Source organism: Kitasatospora sp. NPDC090308 (assembly GCF_044769485.1).
GTDB lineage: Bacteria > Actinomycetota > Actinomycetes > Streptomycetales > Streptomycetaceae > Kitasatospora > Kitasatospora fiedleri.
Genome location: NZ_JBIVXY010000015.1, coordinates 13054 through 30066, shown reverse-complemented (window position 1 = coordinate 30066; position 17013 = coordinate 13054). Strand labels below are relative to the sequence as shown.

Sequence of the window (17013 nt, the reverse complement as noted above, 5' to 3'; positions counted from 1 at the left end):
GGGGCGTCAGACGGGCAGCGTGGCGTCCTCCGGCGGGATCGGCAGCCGCCCGACCGGCAGCCCGGTCGCGGCGCGGACGGCGGCGGCGACCGCCGCGGGGGCGACCACGGCGGGCACCGCGCTGACCGCCTTGGCGCCGAACGGGGCGACCACGTCGCGCTCCTCCAGCAGGGCGGCGATCCGGACGTCGGGGGTGTCCAGGGCGGTGGGGAGCCGGTAGCCGGTGAGCGAGGCGTTGACGGGGACGCCGCCCTCGGTGCGCAGGTTCTCCAGCAGGGCGAGTCCGACGCCCTGGGCGACGGCGCCCTCGATCCGGTCCTCGATCTGCCGGGGGTTCAGCGCCCGGCCGACCTCCTGGGCGACGGTGACGTCGACGACCCGGACGGCGCCGAGTTCGATGTCGACGTCGACCACGGCGCGCATCGCGCAGAACGCGATGGAGACGAAGGCGTCGCCCTGCCCGGTCTCGGGGTCGAGCGGCTCGGTGGGGTGCGGCCGGCACTGGGCGGTGGCCCAGAGCTCGCGGCCCTCCAGGGCCTCGCTGACCGGCATGCCGAGCACGCCGTCGTACGAGGTGATCTTCCCGTCGGTGATGGTGAGCAGTTCGACGGACATCCCGAAGTCGGCGGCGATCGGCTGCAGCATCTGGTGGCGGACCATCAGCGCGGCCCGCTCGACGGCGCCGCCGGAGACCCAGGTGTGCCGGCCGCGGGAGGCGGGGCCGGCCGCGGACTGGTCGGAGTCGACGGGCGCGATGTACACCTCGCTGACGCCGAGCACCGACTGGACGATCTGCCGGGCCAGGGTGGCGAAGCCCTGGCCGGAGTCGACGGCCGCGCAGATCACGGTGGCGTGGTCGCCGGAGACCCGGACGGTCGCGGTGGAGACCTCGTCCTCGCCCTCGGCGCCGAGCATGTGCACCATGCCGACCGCGTAGCCGATGCCGCGGCGCACCGCGGCGGGGTCGCCCGCGCCGCCGGGGCCGCCGGGCAGCAGCCAGTCGGCCTCCGGGTCGTCCAGCGGGAGGGCGGGCAGCGGGGAGGCGTCGAGCGCGTCGAGCAGGGCCTCGACCGGGGCGGGGCAGGTGACGGCCTGGCCGGTGGGCAGCGGGTCGCCGGTGGTCATGGCGTTGCGGCGGCGGATCTCGACCGGGTCGATGCCGAGCTGCCTGGCGAGCTGGTCGAGCTGCGACTCGTACGCGAAGCAGGTCTGCAGGGCGCCCTCGCCGCGCATCCGGCCGGCCGGCGGGTTGTTGGTGCGCACCGCCCAGGCGTCGACGAAGACGTTGGGGCAGGTGTAGGGGCCGACCGAGAAGGCGACGGCGGCGGCCAGCGCCTCGGCGGAGACGTCGGCGTAGGCGCCGCCGTCGAGCAGGATCTGCGCCTCGACCTTGACCAGCCGGCCCTCGGCGTCGGCGTGGTGGCGGTAGCGCAGCAGGGCGGGGTGCCGGGTGGGGTGGGACTGGAAGGACTCGGCGCGGGTGAGGGTCATTTTGACCGGCCGGCCGCTGCGCAGCGCGAGCAGGGCGAGGGTGACCTGGAAGGAGAGGTCCTCGCGGTCGCTGGTGGCGCCGGGGACGCCGGTGACGACCAGGCGGACCCGGTCGGGGTCGAGGCCGAGGCGGGCGGCGGTGCGGTCGCGGTCGCCGTGCGGGTCGGTGGAGGACAGGTGCAGTTCGACGCCGCCGTCGGGGCGGGGGACGGCGAGTCCGGCCTCGGCGCCGATCGGGGCCGGGTCCTGGCGGCCGACCTGGTAGAGGCCCTCGACGACGATCGCGCCGACCGCGTCGGGGTCGCCGGTGCGCAGCGGCAGGTGGCGCAGCAGGTTGCCGTCGGGGTGCAGCGGGGGGGCGTGGAAGGCGGCCTCGGGGTCGGTGACGGGCTCCAGCGGCTCGTACTCGACCAGGATCGCGGCGGCGGCGAGCCGGGCGGTGTCGGGGTGGTCGGCGGCGACCGCGGCGACGGGTTCGCCGTGGTGGCGCACCACGCCGGCGGCGAGGACCGGGCGGTCGGCGGCGGCCGACCCGGCGGGGCCGCCGTCGGGGGTGCCGTCGGGGCCGGCCGGGAGGTCGGCGGCGGTGACCACGGCGTGCACGCCGGGGATGGCGAGCGCGGGGGCGGTGTCCACCGAGACGATCCGGGCGTGCGGGTGCGGGGAGCGCAGCACGGCGCCCCAGAGCAGCCCTTCGGCCCACAGGTCGGCGGCGTAGGGGTAGATGCCCAGGGCCTTGGGGAGGGCGTCGGTGCGCAGCGGGGAGGTGCCGAGGCCGGTGGTGCCGGTCTCGTGGTCCGCGGGGGCGGCCGCCGGGAGCTCGGTGGCGGAGGTCATGCGTTCTCGTCCTCGTGGAGGCGGATGCCGTGGGCGGGGGTGGCGTCGTAGCCGGTGGCGTCGTGGCCGGGGTACTGGCCGTACCCGTCGGTGGCGTAGACGGTGCCGTCGTAGGGGCCCGCGTCCTGGTAGGCCGTGGTGCCGAACGGGTCGGTACCGCCGGGACCGGCGAACGGGCCGGGAGCACCGGCGCCGCCGGGGGCCCCGGGGTCGGCGGCCCAGTCGGCCGGGACGGGGGTGCCGTGCGGCGGGGTGGGCGGGTAGGCGTAGCCGCCGGTGCGCAGGGTGCCGTCGTCCTGCCCGGCGGGGGGCGCGGGCGGGGCCGGCTGGTCGGCCTCGTGCCAGAGCTCGGAGTCGGCGTACAGCGGGAGTTCGCCGGCCTGGTCGGGGTAGGACGGCGGCCCGGCGGCGGGAGCGCCGGCCGGGGGCGCCTGTCCGGCGGCCTGCTCGGCGGCCTCCAGTTCGGCTTCGAGGGCGGCCTCGCGGGCGTCGGCGACGGCCTGGACGGCGGCCAGCGCGCCCCGGTAGCCGGTGCAGCGGCACAGGTTGCCGCACAGCGCCTGGCGGGCTTCGACCTCGCCGGGCCGGTGGTTGCGCTGGAGCAGGTCGTGGACGGCCATCGCCATGCCGGGCGTGCAGTAGCCGCACTGGACGGCGCCGGAGTCGGCGAGCGCCTGCTGGACGTCGCTGGCGCCGCCCGCGCCGGACAGTCCCTCGACGGTGTTGATCTCGCTGTCGGCGGCGAGCGCGGCGGGCACCAGGCAGCCGTTGACCAGCTGTCCGTCGACCTGGATCGAGCAGGCCCCGCACTCGCCCTGCTCGCAGCCGTCCTTGGCGCCGGCCAGGCCGAGCCGCTCGCGCAGCACGTACAGCAGGCTCTCGCCGATCCAGGCGTCGGTGACGGGCCGGTCCACGCCGTTGACCCGCAGCGTGTACGAGGCGGTGGGGCGCACGTCGGCGGTGAGCGCCCCGGGGTGGTTCAGCAGTTCGTCCGTCACTTGAGCGCCCTTCCCAGTGCCCGGCGGGCCAGCACCGCCACGGTACGCCGCAGGCGGGCCGCAGCCGCGCCCGCCCCCTCTCCGTGCGCCCCGTTCTCGGGGACGCACGCGCCCGCCACGTACTCGCCGAACGCGGCGAGCGCGGCGGGGTCGATCAGCACCGCGCCCTCGGCGCCGCGGGCGTCCCAGTCGATGCAGCCGGCCACCCAGCTCTCGGCCTCCAGCGGCCGCAGCGGGACGGGGGCGACGGCGCCGACGGCGCAGCGCACGCCGCGCCGGGCGGGGTCGAGGACCAGGGCGACGGAGGCGGTGGCGCGGGCCGGGCCGCTGCGGCCGGTGGACTTGAGGAAGACCTGGGGGGCGTGCAGCAGCGGGACCCGCACCCAGGTGAGCAGTTCGCCGGGGCGCAGCGGGTCGAGGCCGGTGAGCAGGTGGCTGATCGGCACGTCGCGGACGGCGCCGGCCCGGGCGAGGGTGGCGGTGGCCTCCAGGGCGGCGAGCACCGGCAGGGTGTCGCCGGCCGGGTCGCCGGCGGCGACGTTGCCGCCGAGGGTGCCGACGTTGCGCACCTGCGGGGGTCCGGCGGTGCGGGCGGCGTCGGCGAGGGCGGGGATGAGCGCGGCGAAGTCGGGGCGGTCCATCCGGGCGTGGGTGAGCCCGGCGCCGAGGACGGCGGTGCCGCCGTCCTCGTAGCGCCAGCCGCGCAGTTCGGTGATCCGGCCGAGTCCGATCAGGGCGGCGGGCCGCAGCCGCCCGGCGTTGACGGCCTCCATCAGGTCGGTGGCGCCCGCCACCGGCACCGCCCCCGGGGTGGCGGCCAGCGCTTCGACCGCCTCGTCCACCGAGGCCGGCAACATGATCGTCCGGTTCACCAGGTTCCCACCGTGCTCCATTTGCAGTGCGGACTGCCGCCCGTAGGGTACGGGCGATCGGTGCGGGTTGGGCAACTCTGGCACACAAAGACCGCTGATCATTTCCCGGGTGGCGGACAGGTCCGAACAACTCGGGACAACTCCGGGCGCGACCGCGATCAGGTCGTGGCCGGGGTGATCGGTTGTTCACCCGGTCATGACGAGCGGTCCTCGCCCGGAGTTCCCCGCCGCTGACGCTCCGTCACCGGCGTCAGGGGGCGGTGTGCTCGCCGGACGGTCCGGGCGGGCCGTCCAGCGGGCGGCCGACGATGCCGGGCTTGCGCTGCCAGGGGAGCGGTCCCCCGGGGCGGCGGTACTCGATGCCGAGCGCGTCCAGCCGCGGGTAGTGGCCGGCCATCCGGCGCTCGAAGTCCGCGAAGTCGCGGTCGGCCGGTTCGCGCGGCAGGTCGGACCAGGCGACCTCGGCGAACGCGGCCAGCCGCGGGAACGCCTTGTAGTCGACGTCCCGGCCGTCGTTCATGAACTCGGTCCAGAGGTTCGCCTGGGTGCCGATGACGTGCGCGGCGGCGGCCCCGTCGAGCTGCGGCGGGACGGGCTCGAAGCGGTAGACGTCCTCCAGCGTGCGCACCCAGCCGACCGGGACGGGCTCGTCCGCGCCGTCGGCCTGCCGGTGGTCGAGGTAGACGTGCTGCTCGGGGCACATCACCACGTCGTGCCCGGCGTTCGCGGCGGCGATCCCGCCCTCGTAGCCGCGCCACGACGACACGGCCGCGCCGGGGGCCAGGCCGCCCTCCAGGATCTCGTCCCAGCCGATCAGCCGGCGGCCGCGCTCGGCCAGCCAGCGGTCGAAGTGCCGGATGACGTGGCTCTGCAGCTCGAACTCGTCCTTCAGGCCGAGTTCGGCGATCCGGGCCTGGGCGGCGTCGGACTGCTTCCACTGGTCCTTGGGGCACTCGTCGCCGCCGAGGTGGACGAAGGTGGAGGGGAAGATCTCCAGCACCTCCTCCAGCACGTGCTCGTAGAAGCGCAGGGTGGCCTCGGAGGCGTTCAGGATGTTCGCGCTGACGCCCCAGTCGGTCCAGGTGCCGAGCGCGGCGGTGTCGACCACGTCGGTGTTGCCGAGCGCGGGGTAGGCGGCGATGGCGGCCTGGTTGTGGCCGGGCAGGTCGACCTCGGGGACGACGGTGATGTGCCGGGCGGCGGCGTAGGCGACGATCTCGCGCAGGTCGTCCTGGGTGTAGTAGCCGCCGTGCGGCTGGTCGTCGTGCCGGCCGCCGGCCCGGTAGCCGACCATCGAGCGCTCGCGCCAGGCGCCCGCCTCGGTGAGCTTCGGGTAGCGCCGGATCTCGATCCGCCAGCCCTGGTCGTCGGTCAGGTGGAAGTGGAAGACGTTGAGCTTGTGGGCGGCGAGCTGGTCGATGAAGCGCAGCACGCCGGCCTTGGGCATGAAGTGCCGGGAGACGTCCAGCAGGGCGCCGCGCCAGCCGAACCGGGGCGCGTCGCGGATCTCCACCGCGGGGACCTTCCAGTCCGCGCCGGGCAGCGGGGCGCTGCGGTACGCGGCGGGGCCGAGCAGCTGGCGCAGGGTCTGCGCGGCGTGCGCCAGGCCCGCGGCGCTGCCGCCGGTGAGCCGGACGGCGGCGGCGTCGGCGCTCAGCCGGTACTCCTCGGCGCCGAGCTCCGGGTCGAGCGCCAGCCGCAGGTCGCCGTCCTGCCCGGCCGGGGCCGGGTCCAGGTCGAAGCCGGTGGCGGCGGACAGCTCGGCGCGCAGCCGGCGGGCGGGGGCCTCGGCGCCGGGGGCGGCGGCGATCCGGGAGCCGGCGTGCAGGACGAAGGGCGGGGCGTCGCTGCGGGCCTGGACGTGCGACGGGGCGGGGATGAGGTCCATGCGCCTCATCCTGCCCCGGACCACCCCGATTGGCATAGACCACTCGGGAGGTGTTCGCGCAGGTCGTGCGCCGTCAGTCCTTCTTGTCGTCCCCGCCGGGGTTGTTCAGCCCGTCGAAGATCTCCTTGCACATCGGGCAGACCGGGTACTTCTTCGGGTCGCGCCCGGGCACCCAGACCTTGCCGCACAGCGCCACCACGGGGGACCCGGAGAGCGCGCTCTCCATGATCTTGTCCTTCTGGACGTAGTGGGCGAAGCGCTCGTGGTCGCCGTCCCCGTGCGACGTCTGCGGGACGGGCTCGACCAGGGTGCCGGTGCCGAGACCGCGCTCGGGCTCAAGAGTGCTCATGGGTGCCAAGTCTATGGGGGCCGCCCGGGACCGGGCCACCGCGTGCGCCGGGCTCCTCGGTCAGTTCAGCAGCGGGTCGTCGGGATAGGTGGCGAGCATCGCCAGCGGCCCGCGCTGGCGGCGCAGCACCTCGCGCCACAGCCGGTCCGGCTCGGCGCAGGAGACGTCCCCCGCCTCGCAGTCCACCAGGTGCCAGGCGCCCTCGGCGAGCTCCTCCTCCAGCTGCCCGGGCGACCAGCCCGAGTAGCCGGCGAACACCCGCATCCCGCCGAGCACCCCGGCCAGCACCTCGGGCGGCGCCTCCAGGTCGACCAGGCCGATCGCGCCGTGCACCCGGCGCCAGCCGAGCGGCGCGGCACCGTGCTCCTCGCCGGGGACGACGGCCACCGCCAGCGCGGAGTCCAGGGCCACCGGCCCGCCCTGGAAGAGCACCGGCGGGTCGCCCGCCAGCGGCGCCCAGCCGTCCAGCACGGCGGCCACGTCCACCGGCGTGGGGCGGTTGAGCACCACCCCGAGCGCGCCCTGGGCGTCGTGGTCGAGCAGCAGGACCACCGACCTGGTGAAGTTCGGGTCGGTCAGCACGGGCGTCGCCACGAGCAGTCGCCCGGTGAGCGAGGGGGCCGCTTCCATGTCTGACATCATGCCCCGTACCGGCCCTCCCCGGACACCCGGCGGTCCACCCCGCGGGCCACCCGTCCGGCCCAGTGGCGATGCCGCGGAGCCTCCCCCACAGCATGATCACCATGAGGACACACCGGAACCAATCGCCCACCCCCTACCATCTAGTGGTGGTGAAGGGCCCTTCCCCCAACTCCGCAGCCGAAAACCTCCCCTGCGCACCCGGATTGCGAGAACGATGACCGACGACGTCCTGCTGGTCCACGGCGGAAACCCGCTCGAAGGCGAGATCCAGATCCGCGGCGCCAAGAACCTGGTCCCCAAGGCCATGGTCGCCGCGCTGCTCGGCCAGGGCCCCAGCAGACTGCGCAACGTCCCGGACATCCGGGACGTCAAGGTCGTCCGCGGCCTGCTGCAGCTGCACGGGGTCACCGTCCGCACCGGCGACGAGGACGGCGAGCTGATCCTCGACCCCTCGCACGTGGAGTCCGCCAACGTCGCGGACATCGACGCGCACGCCGGCTCCTCGCGCATCCCGATCCTGTTCTGCGGCCCGCTGCTGCACCGGCTCGGGCACGCCTTCATCCCGGGCCTGGGCGGCTGCGACATCGGCGGCCGGCCGGTCGACTTCCACTTCGAGGTGCTGCGCCAGTTCGGCGCGACCATCGAGAAGCACCCGCAGGGCACCTACCTGGTCGCCGCCCAGCGGCTGCGCGGCACCAAGATCGAGCTGCCCTACCCGTCGGTCGGCGCGACCGAGCAGGTGCTGCTGACCGCGGTCCTCGCCGAGGGCGTCACCGAGCTGCGCAACGCCGCGATCGAGCCGGAGATCGTCGACCTGATCTGCGTGCTGCAGAAGATGGGCGCGATCATCTCGCTGGGCACCGACCGCACCATCCTGGTCACCGGCGTGGACGAGCTGGACGGCTACACCCACCGGGCGCTGCCGGACCGCCTGGAGGCGGCCTCCTGGGCGTGCGCGGCGCTGGCCACCAAGGGTGACATCTACGTCCGGGGCGCCGAGCAGATCCCGATGATGACCTTCCTGAACACCTTCCGGAAGGTCGGCGGCGCCTACGAGATCGACGACGCGGGCATCCGGTTCTGGCACCCGGGCGGCGAGCTCAAGGCGATCGCCCTGGAGACCGACGTGCACCCGGGCTTCCAGACCGACTGGCAGCAGCCGCTGGTGGTGGCGCTGACCCAGGCCACCGGCCTGTCGATCGTGCACGAGACGGTGTACGAGTCGCGGCTGGGCTTCACCGGGGCGCTGAACCAGATGGGCGCGCACATCCAGCTCTACAGCGAGTGCCTGGGCGGCACGCCGTGCCGGTTCGGGGCGCGCAACTTCATGCACTCCGCGGTGGTCTCCGGCCCGTCCAAGCTGATGGGCGGCGAGCTGGTCATCCCCGACCTGCGCGGCGGCTTCTCGTACCTGATCGCGGCGCTGGCCGCCGAGGGCACCTCCACGGTGCACGGCATCGACCTGATCAACCGCGGCTACGAGAACTTCATGGACAAGCTGCGCGACCTGGGCGCGCACATCGAGCTGCCCTCGGAGGCCGAGGCGCCCGAGGTCCGGCTGACCGCCTGAGCGCGGCGGGCCGGAAAGCCGGTGGCCGGCCTCCCCGAGGGGAGGCCGGCCACCGGTGCGTTCAGCTGCGGGGGGTCACTTGCCCTTCGCGGCTTCCTTCAGCTTCGAGCCGGCGCTGACCTTGACGCTGTAGCCCTCGGCGATCTGGATGGGCTCGCCGGTCTGCGGGTTGCGGGCGGTGCGGGCGGCGCGCAGGGTGCGCTCGAAGGTCAGGAAACCGGGGATGGTGACCTTCTCGTCGCCCTTGGCGACGACCTCGCCGGTGATCTCGGCGAAGGCGGCCAGCACGGCGTCGGCGTCCTTGCGGGTCACCTCGGCGCGCTCGGCCAGCGCGGCCACCAGCTCACTGCGGTTCATGTGTACTCCTGTGGTCTGTTGCTCTGCCGTGCGCGGAGGCATGGCCGGTCCGCGCGACGGTGCTCGTTCAGGCGAGGGGTTGGTCAGGGGCCGGGCTCGCACCGCGAAGCGCCACAAACTGCCCGCCTGGGTACGAATCCTGCCCCGACCGGCACTGAGAAAGCCAATCGGGAACCGGCGTGGTTGACCCGAACAGCGCCCGCCGGACGGAGGTGTGACGCTCCGTCGGCTCCGGAGTGTCCGGAGCGGGCGGCGGCCGGGACGACACGCCGTGGCGCAACTGGGGACGTACCGTACTTGTCGGACACGCCTCCCCGTCGCAGGGCTACCGTACGCCCTGGCACCGACAAGCCCAAACACGCCCCTTGCCCTTGTGTCGCAAGGGCTCCGCGCGGTTCGCCGCGAGCGGGGCCCGGCGGGCGGGCCGGGCCCCCTCCGGACTCAGAACCGAACGGCCGGGAAAGTGCCGGTGTCGAGCGTCCCGACGATGCCCGCGGTGGGCCTCTCCGGGGCGGCCTCCGCGTCGCCCCGGGCGGCCACCGCGGCGTCCCGGACGGCCGCCGCGACGGTCTTGGCCACCCCCGGGTGGAAGACGCTGGGGATGATGTAGTTGGGGTTCAGTTCCTCGTCGGTGACGGTGGTGGCCAGCGCCCGGGCGGCGGCCAGCATCATCTCGGTGTCCACGCTGGCGCTCTGCGCGTCCAGCAGGCCGCGGAAGACGCCCGGGAAGACCAGCACGTTGTTGATCTGGTTCGGGAAGTCGCTGCGGCCGGTGGCGACCACCGCGGCGGTCTGCCGGGCCACCGCCGGGTCGACCTCCGGGTCGGGGTTGGCCAGCGCGAAGACGACCGCGTCCTTGGCCATGGTGGCCAGGTCGTCGCCGTCCAGCACGTTCGGGGCGGAGACGCCGATGAACACGTCGGCGCCGGCCACCGCCTCCTTGAGGGTGCCGGTGCGGCCGGAGCGGTTGGTGTTCTCGGCGATCCAGCGCAGGCTGTCGTTCAGGTCGTCCCGGTCCCGGTGGACCACGCCGCGGACGTCCGCCACGGTGGCGTGCTCGACGCCCGCGGCCATCAGCAGCTTGAGGATCGCGGTGCCCGCGGCGCCGGCGCCGCTCATCACCACCCGGATCTCGCCGATCTCCTTGCCGACCACCTTCAGCGCGTTGGTCAGCGCGGCCAGCACCACGATCGCGGTGCCGTGCTGGTCGTCGTGGAAGACCGGGATGTCCAGCGCCTCGCGCAGCCGGGCCTCGATCTCGAAGCAGCGCGGCGCGGAGATGTCCTCCAGGTTGATGCCGGCGAAGCCCGGCGCGATCGCCTTGACGATCGCCACGATCTCGTCGGCGTCCTGGGTGTCCAGGCAGAGCGGCCAGGCGTCGATGCCCGCGAACCGCTTGAACAGCGCCGCCTTGCCCTCCATCACCGGCAGCGCGGCCTTCGGGCCGATGTTGCCCAGGCCCAGCACGGCCGAGCCGTCGGTGACCACCGCGACGCTGTTGCGCTTGATGGTCAGCCGGCGGGCGTCCTCCGGGTTCTCCGCGATCGCCATGCAGACCCGGGCCACGCCGGGGGTGTAGATCATGCTCAGGTCGTCGCGGTTGCGGATCGGCAGCTTCGAGGACATCTCGATCTTGCCGCCGAGGTGCATCAGGAAGGTGCGGTCGGAGACCTTGCCGATGCTCACGCCGTCGATGGTGCGGAGCTTCTCGACGATCTCCTGGCCGTGCGCGACCGAGGAGGCCGCCACCGTGACGTCGATCCGCAGCGCCTCCAGGCCGGAGGCCGTGACGTCGAGACCGGTGACCGAACCGCCGGAGGACTCCACCGCGGTGGTGATCGAGCTCACCGCGTTGCCGGTGGCCGGGACCTCCAACCGGACCGTGATCGAGTTCGAGACACTGGGCACCGTCGCCATCGACGTCCTTCTTCCTGAATCAACAAACTGTTGAAGTTCCATGCCGCTCGGCATGCTAGACCTCGATGGTCGCACCGACCAAGGGCCCGCCAGAAATAACGTGCGCGGAGTGTGCGGACCCGACAAACCGGCCGGAGCGGGACGCGGCCTCCTTGCCCGTCGGCACGGATGCGTTACATTGGAACGGCACCGGCTCGATCCAAGCCCCCGGGCCCAACCTTCGTCCCTTCGAGGGACCACTTGCCGCGAGGCGAGCATGGCGGGCCGGTGTTCAACGTGGCGGAGGCCCCCACCCGACGGGTGGGGGCCTCCGTGCTGCCCGGCTACTTCAGCAGCGCGGGGACGCCCGCGGCGTCCGGCAGGTCGTCCGGGCCGGACAGCACGGTCAGCCGCTGGGTGGCCCGGGTCAGCGCCACGTACAGCACCCGCAGGCCCGCCTCCGACTCGCCCGCGATGCCGGTCGGGTCGGCCACCACCGTGGCGTCGTACTCCAGGCCCTTGGCCTCCAGGCTGCCCAGCGCCACCACCCGCCCGCCCAGGCCCTCGGCCCAGCCCGCCGCCTCGGCCCGGCGGTCCATCGGGACCACCACCGCGACGGTGCCGTCCACCTCGGCCAGCAGCCGCTCCAGCTCCGCCCGGGCCGCCGCGCCGAACGCCGCCGGGTCCGGCTCGCGGACCGCCGCGAACCGCGGGTGCGCGCCGGTGGCCCGCACCGCGCTCGGCGACGGGGTGCCCGGAGCGGCCAGCTCCAGCACCTTCGCCGCCACCTCGGCGATCTCCGCCGGGTTGCGGTAGTTCACCGTCAGCGTGTGCCGGCGGCGCGGCTTGCCCGCCAGCACCTCGTCCATCGCCGCCTGCGCCTCCTGCGGGAACGGCCAGGACGACTGCGCCGGGTCGCCGACGATCGTCCAGGTCGCCATCCGGGAGCGCCGCCCGACCATCCGCCACTGCATCGGCGTCAGGTCCTGCGCCTCGTCGACGATCACGTGCGCGTACTCCCGGCGCTCCTCCGCGACGCGCTCGCGCCGGCCGTACGTCCGCTCGCCGTACGTGGTGACCTCGTCCAGGCCGGTGAGCGCGTCCACCGCGTCCACCTCGCGGACCTTCGGGCGGGCCGGCTCGCCGAGCAGCACCTGGAGCTCGTCCACCAGCGCCACGTCGTGCGCCGACAGGGCGCCCGCGCCGCGCTCGTCCAGGTGCCGCCAGGACGCCGCGAGCAGCCGGGCCTCCTCCGGGGTGACCGCGCGGCGGGCGATCCGGTTGGTGTGCCGGTGCTGCCGGAGCGTGGCCAGCACCCGGCGCGGGGTGACGGCGGGCCACCAGGCGTCCAGGAAGTCCAGGAACACCGCCTCGTCGGAGACGTACTCGTCGAAGGACTCGCGCTCCTCCTGACGCTGCTCGCGCTCGGCGTACGTGTTCGGCTTCGGCAGGTCGCGCACCGCCTCCGACCAGAGCGCGTCCAGCAGCAGGCGGCGGGCCCGCGGGCGCAGCAGGTTCAGCGGCGTGCCGCCGCCGCCCACCACGTTGCCGCGCACCGCCTTCAGCCGGCCCGCGTCCAGCCGCAGCGCCCGGCCCCGGGCGAAGACCCGCAGCTCGGCGGGCGCGCCCAGCTCCAGGGCCCCCCGGGCGGCCCGGCGCAGCAACTGCACCATCCGCGCCGAGCCCTTGATCCGGGCCACCTCCGGGCTGTCGTACCGGGTCGCCTCGATCCCGTCGACCAGGCTGCCGACCGCGCGGATCGCCACCTGGCCCTCCTCGCCCAGCGAGGGCAGCACGCCCTCGGTGTACGAGACCAGCAGCGGGGTGGGGCTGACCACCAGGATGCCGCCCGCGTACCGGCGGCGGTCCTGGTAGAGCAGGAACGCGGCCCGGTGCAGGGCGACGGCGGTCTTGCCGGTGCCGGGGCCGCCGGTGACCAGGGTCGCGCCCGCGGCGGGCGCCCGGATCACCTCGTCCTGCTCCTTCTGGATCGAGGAGACGATGTCGCGCATCGAGTGGCCGCGGGCCCGGCCCAGCGTCGCCATCAGCGCGCCGTCGCCGACCACGGCGAGCTCCTCGCCGTCCAGCGTCGGCGCCAGGTCGGGACGGAGCAGGTCGTCCTCGACGCCGACCACCTTCCGGCCCTTGGACCGGATCACCCGGCGCCGGACCACCCGGCCGGGCTCCAGCGGCGTCGCCCGGTAGAACGGCGCGGCGGCCGGGGCCCGCCAGTCGATCACCAACGGGCCGTACTCGGCGTCCAGGACGCCCAGGCGGCCGATGTGCAGGCTCTCGGCGACGGCCGGGTCGGCCGGGTCCAGCGGAGTCTGGGACGGGATCCCGTGCTCCTCCGGCGCGTCGGCCTGCTGGAGGTCGATCCGGCCGAACAGGAAGTCCTCGAACTCGTTGTTCAACCGCTGCAGGTGGGCGCCGGCCCGGTACACCTGCGCGTCGCGCTCGGCGAGCGCGCCGGGGGTGCCGACCTGCACCCGCTTGGCGGCGTCCTCCAGGATGTACTCGGCCTCGGCCAGCTTCTCCTCCAACCGCCGGTAGACGGTGTCGAGATGCCGCTGCTCCCCGGCGATCTCGCGGTCGCGGACAGTGTCGGATCGGTGCTCGGTAGAACCGTGCGCGCCCAAGGAGCCCCCAAAGGTGCGGAGAAAAAGGCGGACGGAAGATCCTACAGGGAACCGGGGACCGCTCCGAACGGCGGGGCGGGCGGGGAGCGGGAGCGGGCAGGGGCGGGGGCCCGGGCCTCAGTGGTCGAGGGTCAGCCGGTACCCCCGCTTGACGACGGTGGTGATCAGCCGGGGCGCGCCGAGCGCCTGGCGCAGGCGCGCCATCGCGGTCTCCACGGCGTGCTCGTCGTCGCCGCTGCCGGGCAGGGCGCGGAGCAGGTCGGCCCGGGGGACGACCCAGCCGGGGTGGCGGGCCAGGGTGCGCAGCAGGGCCATGCCGGCCGGGGGGACGGGGCGCAGCCGGCCGTCGACCAGGGCGGCCTGGCCGCGCAGTTCGAGCAGGTGGCCGGCCACCCGGAGCGGGCGGGCCCGGCCGGGCAGCGCCGCGGTGAGGGTCTGCACCATCGCGCCCAGGCGCATCCGCTCGGGCCAGACGGTCGGGACGTCGAGCGCGTCGAGCGGGGCGGAGGTGACCGGGCCGACGCAGACCGCGAGGACGTCGCGGCGCAGGGCGTGCAGCAGCTCCTCGGTGCGGCCGCGCTGGGCGGCCCGCTCCAGCAGGCTGATCGCGGCGGGGGCGGAGGTGAAGGTGACGGCGTCGAGCGCGCCGGCGCAGGCCGCGTCGAGCAGGCGGTCGAGCGGGCCGAGGTCGACGGGCGGGAGCCAGCGGTAGACCGGGACCTCGACGACCTCGGCCCCGGCGGCGCGCAGCGACTCGACGAAGCCGGGCAGCGGGGCGCCGTGCAGCTGGACGGCGATCCGGCGGCCGTCGACGCCCTGGTCGAGCAGGTGGGAGAGCACCTCGGCGGAGGACTCGGTGGCCGCGGAGAAGGACTCGCGCAGCCCGGCGGCCCGGATCGCGCCCTTGGCCTTGGGGCCGCGGGCGAGCACCGCGGCGTGGCCGAGCGCCCCGCGCAGTTCGTCGCCCAGGTCCCAGCCCTCGGCGGCCTCCAGCCAGCCGCGGAAGCCGATGCCGGTGGTGGCGACCGCCAGGTCGGGCGGGTCGGCGATCAGCGCCCGGGTCGCGGTGTGCAGTTCGGTGTCGTCGGCGAGCGGGACGATCCGCAGGGCGGGGGCGCGCAGCACGCTGGCGCCGCGGCGCTGGAGCAGGGCGGCGAGTTCGTCGGCGCGGCGGGCGGCGGTGATGCCGACGGTCCAGCCCGCGAGCGGGCCGGCCTCGGTGCTCTCGGTGCTCCCGGCGGTCCCGGCGGTCCCGGGTCCGTCCGGCTGGCGTCGGTTCGGGTCGGCCATGCGGTGTCGTCCTTAGCTGCGCGGCCCGGGTGTCCTGGCTGGGGACGGGCCGCGGTCGGGTGGGTGATCAATCGTGTCCGGTCGCGGTGTCACCCCCGGGTCGCTCCGATTACCGGCGTGTTTCGCCGCTGGTCGGGGCGGTCCCGGGGGCGGGGCGGTCCCGGGGGGCGGGGGGTCAGACCCGCGCGAGGGCGGCGCCGTCGCCGGCGGCGGCGGGGGTGCCGGCGGGGCGGCGGAGGTACACCGTCCAGGTGAGGGCGGAGCAGACCGCGTAGGCGGCCAGGAAGGAGGCGAAGGCCGGGGTGCCGGACCCGGCGACCAGGAAGGACTCCCGGAAGGCCAGGTTGATGAACAGCCCGCCGAGGGCGCCGACCGCGCCGATCACGCCGATCGCGGAGCCGGACATCCGCCGGGACCAGGCGGCGGCCTCCTCCGCGGTGGCCCCGGCGGCGATCCGGTCCTGGGCCTTGGCGTCGAAGATGCCGGGGATCATCTTGTAGGTGGAGCCGTTGCCCAGTCCGGCGAGGGCGAACAGGGCGACGAACCCGACCAGGAAGACCGGCAGCGAGCGGATCGACGAGGCGTAGGTGACCACGCTCGCGGCGGCGGCCATCGCGGCGAAGTTCCACAGCGTGATCCGGGCGCCGCCGAACCGGTCGGCGAGCTTCCCGCCGAGCGGGCGGACCACCGAGCCCAGCAGCGGGCCGAGGAAGGTGAGCTGGGCGGCCTGGAGCGGGGTGCGGCCGAACTGGTTCTGCAGCACCAGGCCGAAGGCGAAGGAGAAGCCGATGAAGGAGCCGAAGGTGCCGACGTACAGCACCGACATCAGCCAGGTGTGCCGCTCCCGGACGACCGCGGCCAGCGAGCGGGTGTCGGCCCGCACCGGGGCCAGGTTGTCCATGAACAGGGCGGCGCACAGCGCGGCGAGCACGATCAGCGGCAGGTAGACGCCGAGGACGATCCGCGGGTGCCCGGCCCCGGCCCAGGCGATCACGCCGAGCGCGACCAGCTGGATGACGGGCACCCCGATGTTGCCGCCGCCCGCGTTGAGGCCCAGCGCCCAGCCCTTGTGCCGGGCCGGGTAGAAGGCGTTGATGTTGGTCATCGAGGAGGCGAAGTTGCCGCCGCCGAACCCGGTGAGCGCCGCGACCAGCATGAACGCGGTGTACGAGGTGCCGGGGTGCATCACGTACCCGGCGGCCAGGGTGGGCAGCAGGAGCAGCAGCGCGGAGACCACCGTCCAGTTCCGGCCGCCGAACCGGGCGACCGCGACGGTGTAGGGGATGCGGACGAAGGAGCCGACCAGGGTGGGCATCGCGACCAGGAAGAACTTCCCGGCCGGGTCGATGCCGTACTCCTTGCCCATGAAGAGCACCATCACCGACCACAGGCTCCAGATCGAGAAGCCAACGTGCTCGGAGAGCACCGAGAAGGCGAGGTTGCGGCGGGCGGTGCGGCGGCCGGTGGCCTCCCAGAACGCGGTGTCCTCCGGGTCCCAGCGCCGGATCCAGCGGCCGCCCGTCCTGCCGCGCGTGGTGGTGCCGTCCATGGGCTGCTCCTTCGCGTTCCGTTGCCCTGTGCCACTGACGCTAGGAGTCCACGATTTCGGAACCGTTGTGCGGTGTGAAGGGTGCGGAACCGTCCTCTCACCCGGGGCGGGGCGGGGGTGTGAGGGGGCCGGAACGCACGAGAGCCGCCCTCCGGACGGAGGGCGGCTCTGCGGTGCACATGGGGCGGTGGAGATGCCGGGAATCGAACCCGGGTCCAGTGAAGTGGATTCAGGACTTCTCCGAGCGCAGTCCGCTGTGATTTTCTCGGCCCTGGCGGTCACGCGGACAAGCCGCCAACAGGCCCAGCCACTGTTTGGTTTCCCCGCCACCCCCGTGGCCCGGGTGGCGGGTTGAGTTCCCTAGATTATGCCAGGATCCGGGTCGGGAACGCCCCGGGCTGACACCCATTCACTTTCGCAGATCAGGCTGCGAGAGCGAACTGCTGGGAATCGCGCTTAGAGTTGGCGATTATTTTTTTGCGACAGGTGGTTAACGAGATCATTGCCGCGTTCCTCGGCTCGCTTCTCCTGTTTCGACTGTCACTGTCGAAACCGATCATCCCCATGTTGTGTTGAGAAACAGCGCCGGCGGGCGGGCCCGCCGGGTGGTGCGCTGCCATAGTACTCAACCCGCG

Annotated in this window: 12 protein-coding genes and 1 other RNA gene; 1 reads left to right on the top strand and 12 read right to left on the bottom strand. The window is 74.4% G+C overall.

The window, feature by feature from the left end:
- Positions 1–6: 6 nt before the first annotated feature.
- The 6 genes from ACIQVD_RS27630 to ACIQVD_RS27605 all read right to left on the bottom strand — a co-directional run bounded on the left by ACIQVD_RS27630 (position 7) and on the right by ACIQVD_RS27605 (position 7065).
- Positions 7–2328, bottom strand: coding sequence for a xanthine dehydrogenase family protein molybdopterin-binding subunit (locus ACIQVD_RS27630; protein WP_400692655.1), 2322 nt, complete (start codon positions 2326–2328; stop codon positions 7–9).
- Positions 2325–3326, bottom strand: a complete 1002-nt coding sequence (locus ACIQVD_RS27625; RefSeq protein WP_402292022.1) for a (2Fe-2S)-binding protein — start codon at positions 3324–3326, stop codon at positions 2325–2327. The genes ACIQVD_RS27630 and ACIQVD_RS27625 overlap by 4 nt, the downstream gene beginning before the upstream one ends.
- Entirely contained in the window at positions 3323–4219 is an 897-nt protein-coding gene (locus tag ACIQVD_RS27620) for a xanthine dehydrogenase family protein subunit M (RefSeq protein ID WP_282205819.1), read from the bottom strand. Before ACIQVD_RS27620 ends, ACIQVD_RS27625 begins: the two co-directional genes overlap by 4 nt.
- Positions 4220–4448: 229 nt before the next feature.
- Positions 4449–6086 (bottom strand): beta-N-acetylhexosaminidase, encoded by a 1638-nt coding sequence (locus tag ACIQVD_RS27615; RefSeq protein ID WP_402292021.1) that lies wholly within the window; start codon positions 6084–6086, stop codon positions 4449–4451.
- 73 nt (positions 6087–6159) lie between these two features.
- Complete coding sequence (locus ACIQVD_RS27610; protein WP_030459614.1) at positions 6160–6435, bottom strand: DUF3039 domain-containing protein; 276 nt, start codon at positions 6433–6435, stop codon at positions 6160–6162.
- Positions 6436–6495: 60 nt separating this feature from the next.
- The gene (locus tag ACIQVD_RS27605; protein WP_400692647.1) at positions 6496–7065 is read right to left on the bottom strand and encodes a YqgE/AlgH family protein; all 570 of its coding nucleotides are present in this window, start codon (positions 7063–7065) and stop codon (positions 6496–6498) included.
- Between the two features lie 226 nt (positions 7066–7291).
- Between ACIQVD_RS27605 and murA the strand changes: the two genes are divergently transcribed.
- Positions 7292–8647: a UDP-N-acetylglucosamine 1-carboxyvinyltransferase gene (gene murA / locus ACIQVD_RS27600; protein ID WP_100838067.1), complete on the top strand. Its 1356-nt coding sequence runs from the start codon at positions 7292–7294 to the stop codon at positions 8645–8647.
- Positions 8648–8722: 75 nt separating this feature from the next.
- Here the strand turns inward: murA and ACIQVD_RS27595 are convergent, their stop codons facing one another.
- The 6 genes from ACIQVD_RS27595 to ssrA all read right to left on the bottom strand — a co-directional run bounded on the left by ACIQVD_RS27595 (position 8723) and on the right by ssrA (position 16942).
- Positions 8723–9004, bottom strand: coding sequence for an HU family DNA-binding protein (locus ACIQVD_RS27595; RefSeq protein ID WP_030459611.1), 282 nt, complete (start codon positions 9002–9004; stop codon positions 8723–8725).
- 441 nt (positions 9005–9445) lie between these two features.
- Positions 9446–10921, bottom strand: coding sequence for an NAD-dependent malic enzyme (locus ACIQVD_RS27590; protein WP_400692643.1), 1476 nt, complete (start codon positions 10919–10921; stop codon positions 9446–9448).
- A 323-nt stretch (positions 10922–11244) separates the two neighbouring features.
- Positions 11245–13539, bottom strand: a complete 2295-nt coding sequence (locus tag ACIQVD_RS27585) for a HelD family protein (RefSeq protein WP_400692639.1) — start codon at positions 13537–13539, stop codon at positions 11245–11247.
- Positions 13540–13656: 117 nt separating this feature from the next.
- The gene (locus ACIQVD_RS27580; protein ID WP_233533496.1) at positions 13657–14829 is read right to left on the bottom strand and encodes a uroporphyrinogen-III synthase; all 1173 of its coding nucleotides are present in this window, start codon (positions 14827–14829) and stop codon (positions 13657–13659) included.
- 175 nt (positions 14830–15004) lie between these two features.
- Entirely contained in the window at positions 15005–16378 is a 1374-nt protein-coding gene (locus ACIQVD_RS27575; RefSeq protein ID WP_402292020.1) for a nitrate/nitrite transporter, read from the bottom strand.
- Between the two features lie 185 nt (positions 16379–16563).
- Positions 16564–16942, bottom strand: a transfer-messenger RNA (tmRNA) gene (gene ssrA / locus ACIQVD_RS27570).
- Positions 16943–17013: the final 71 nt, after the last annotated feature.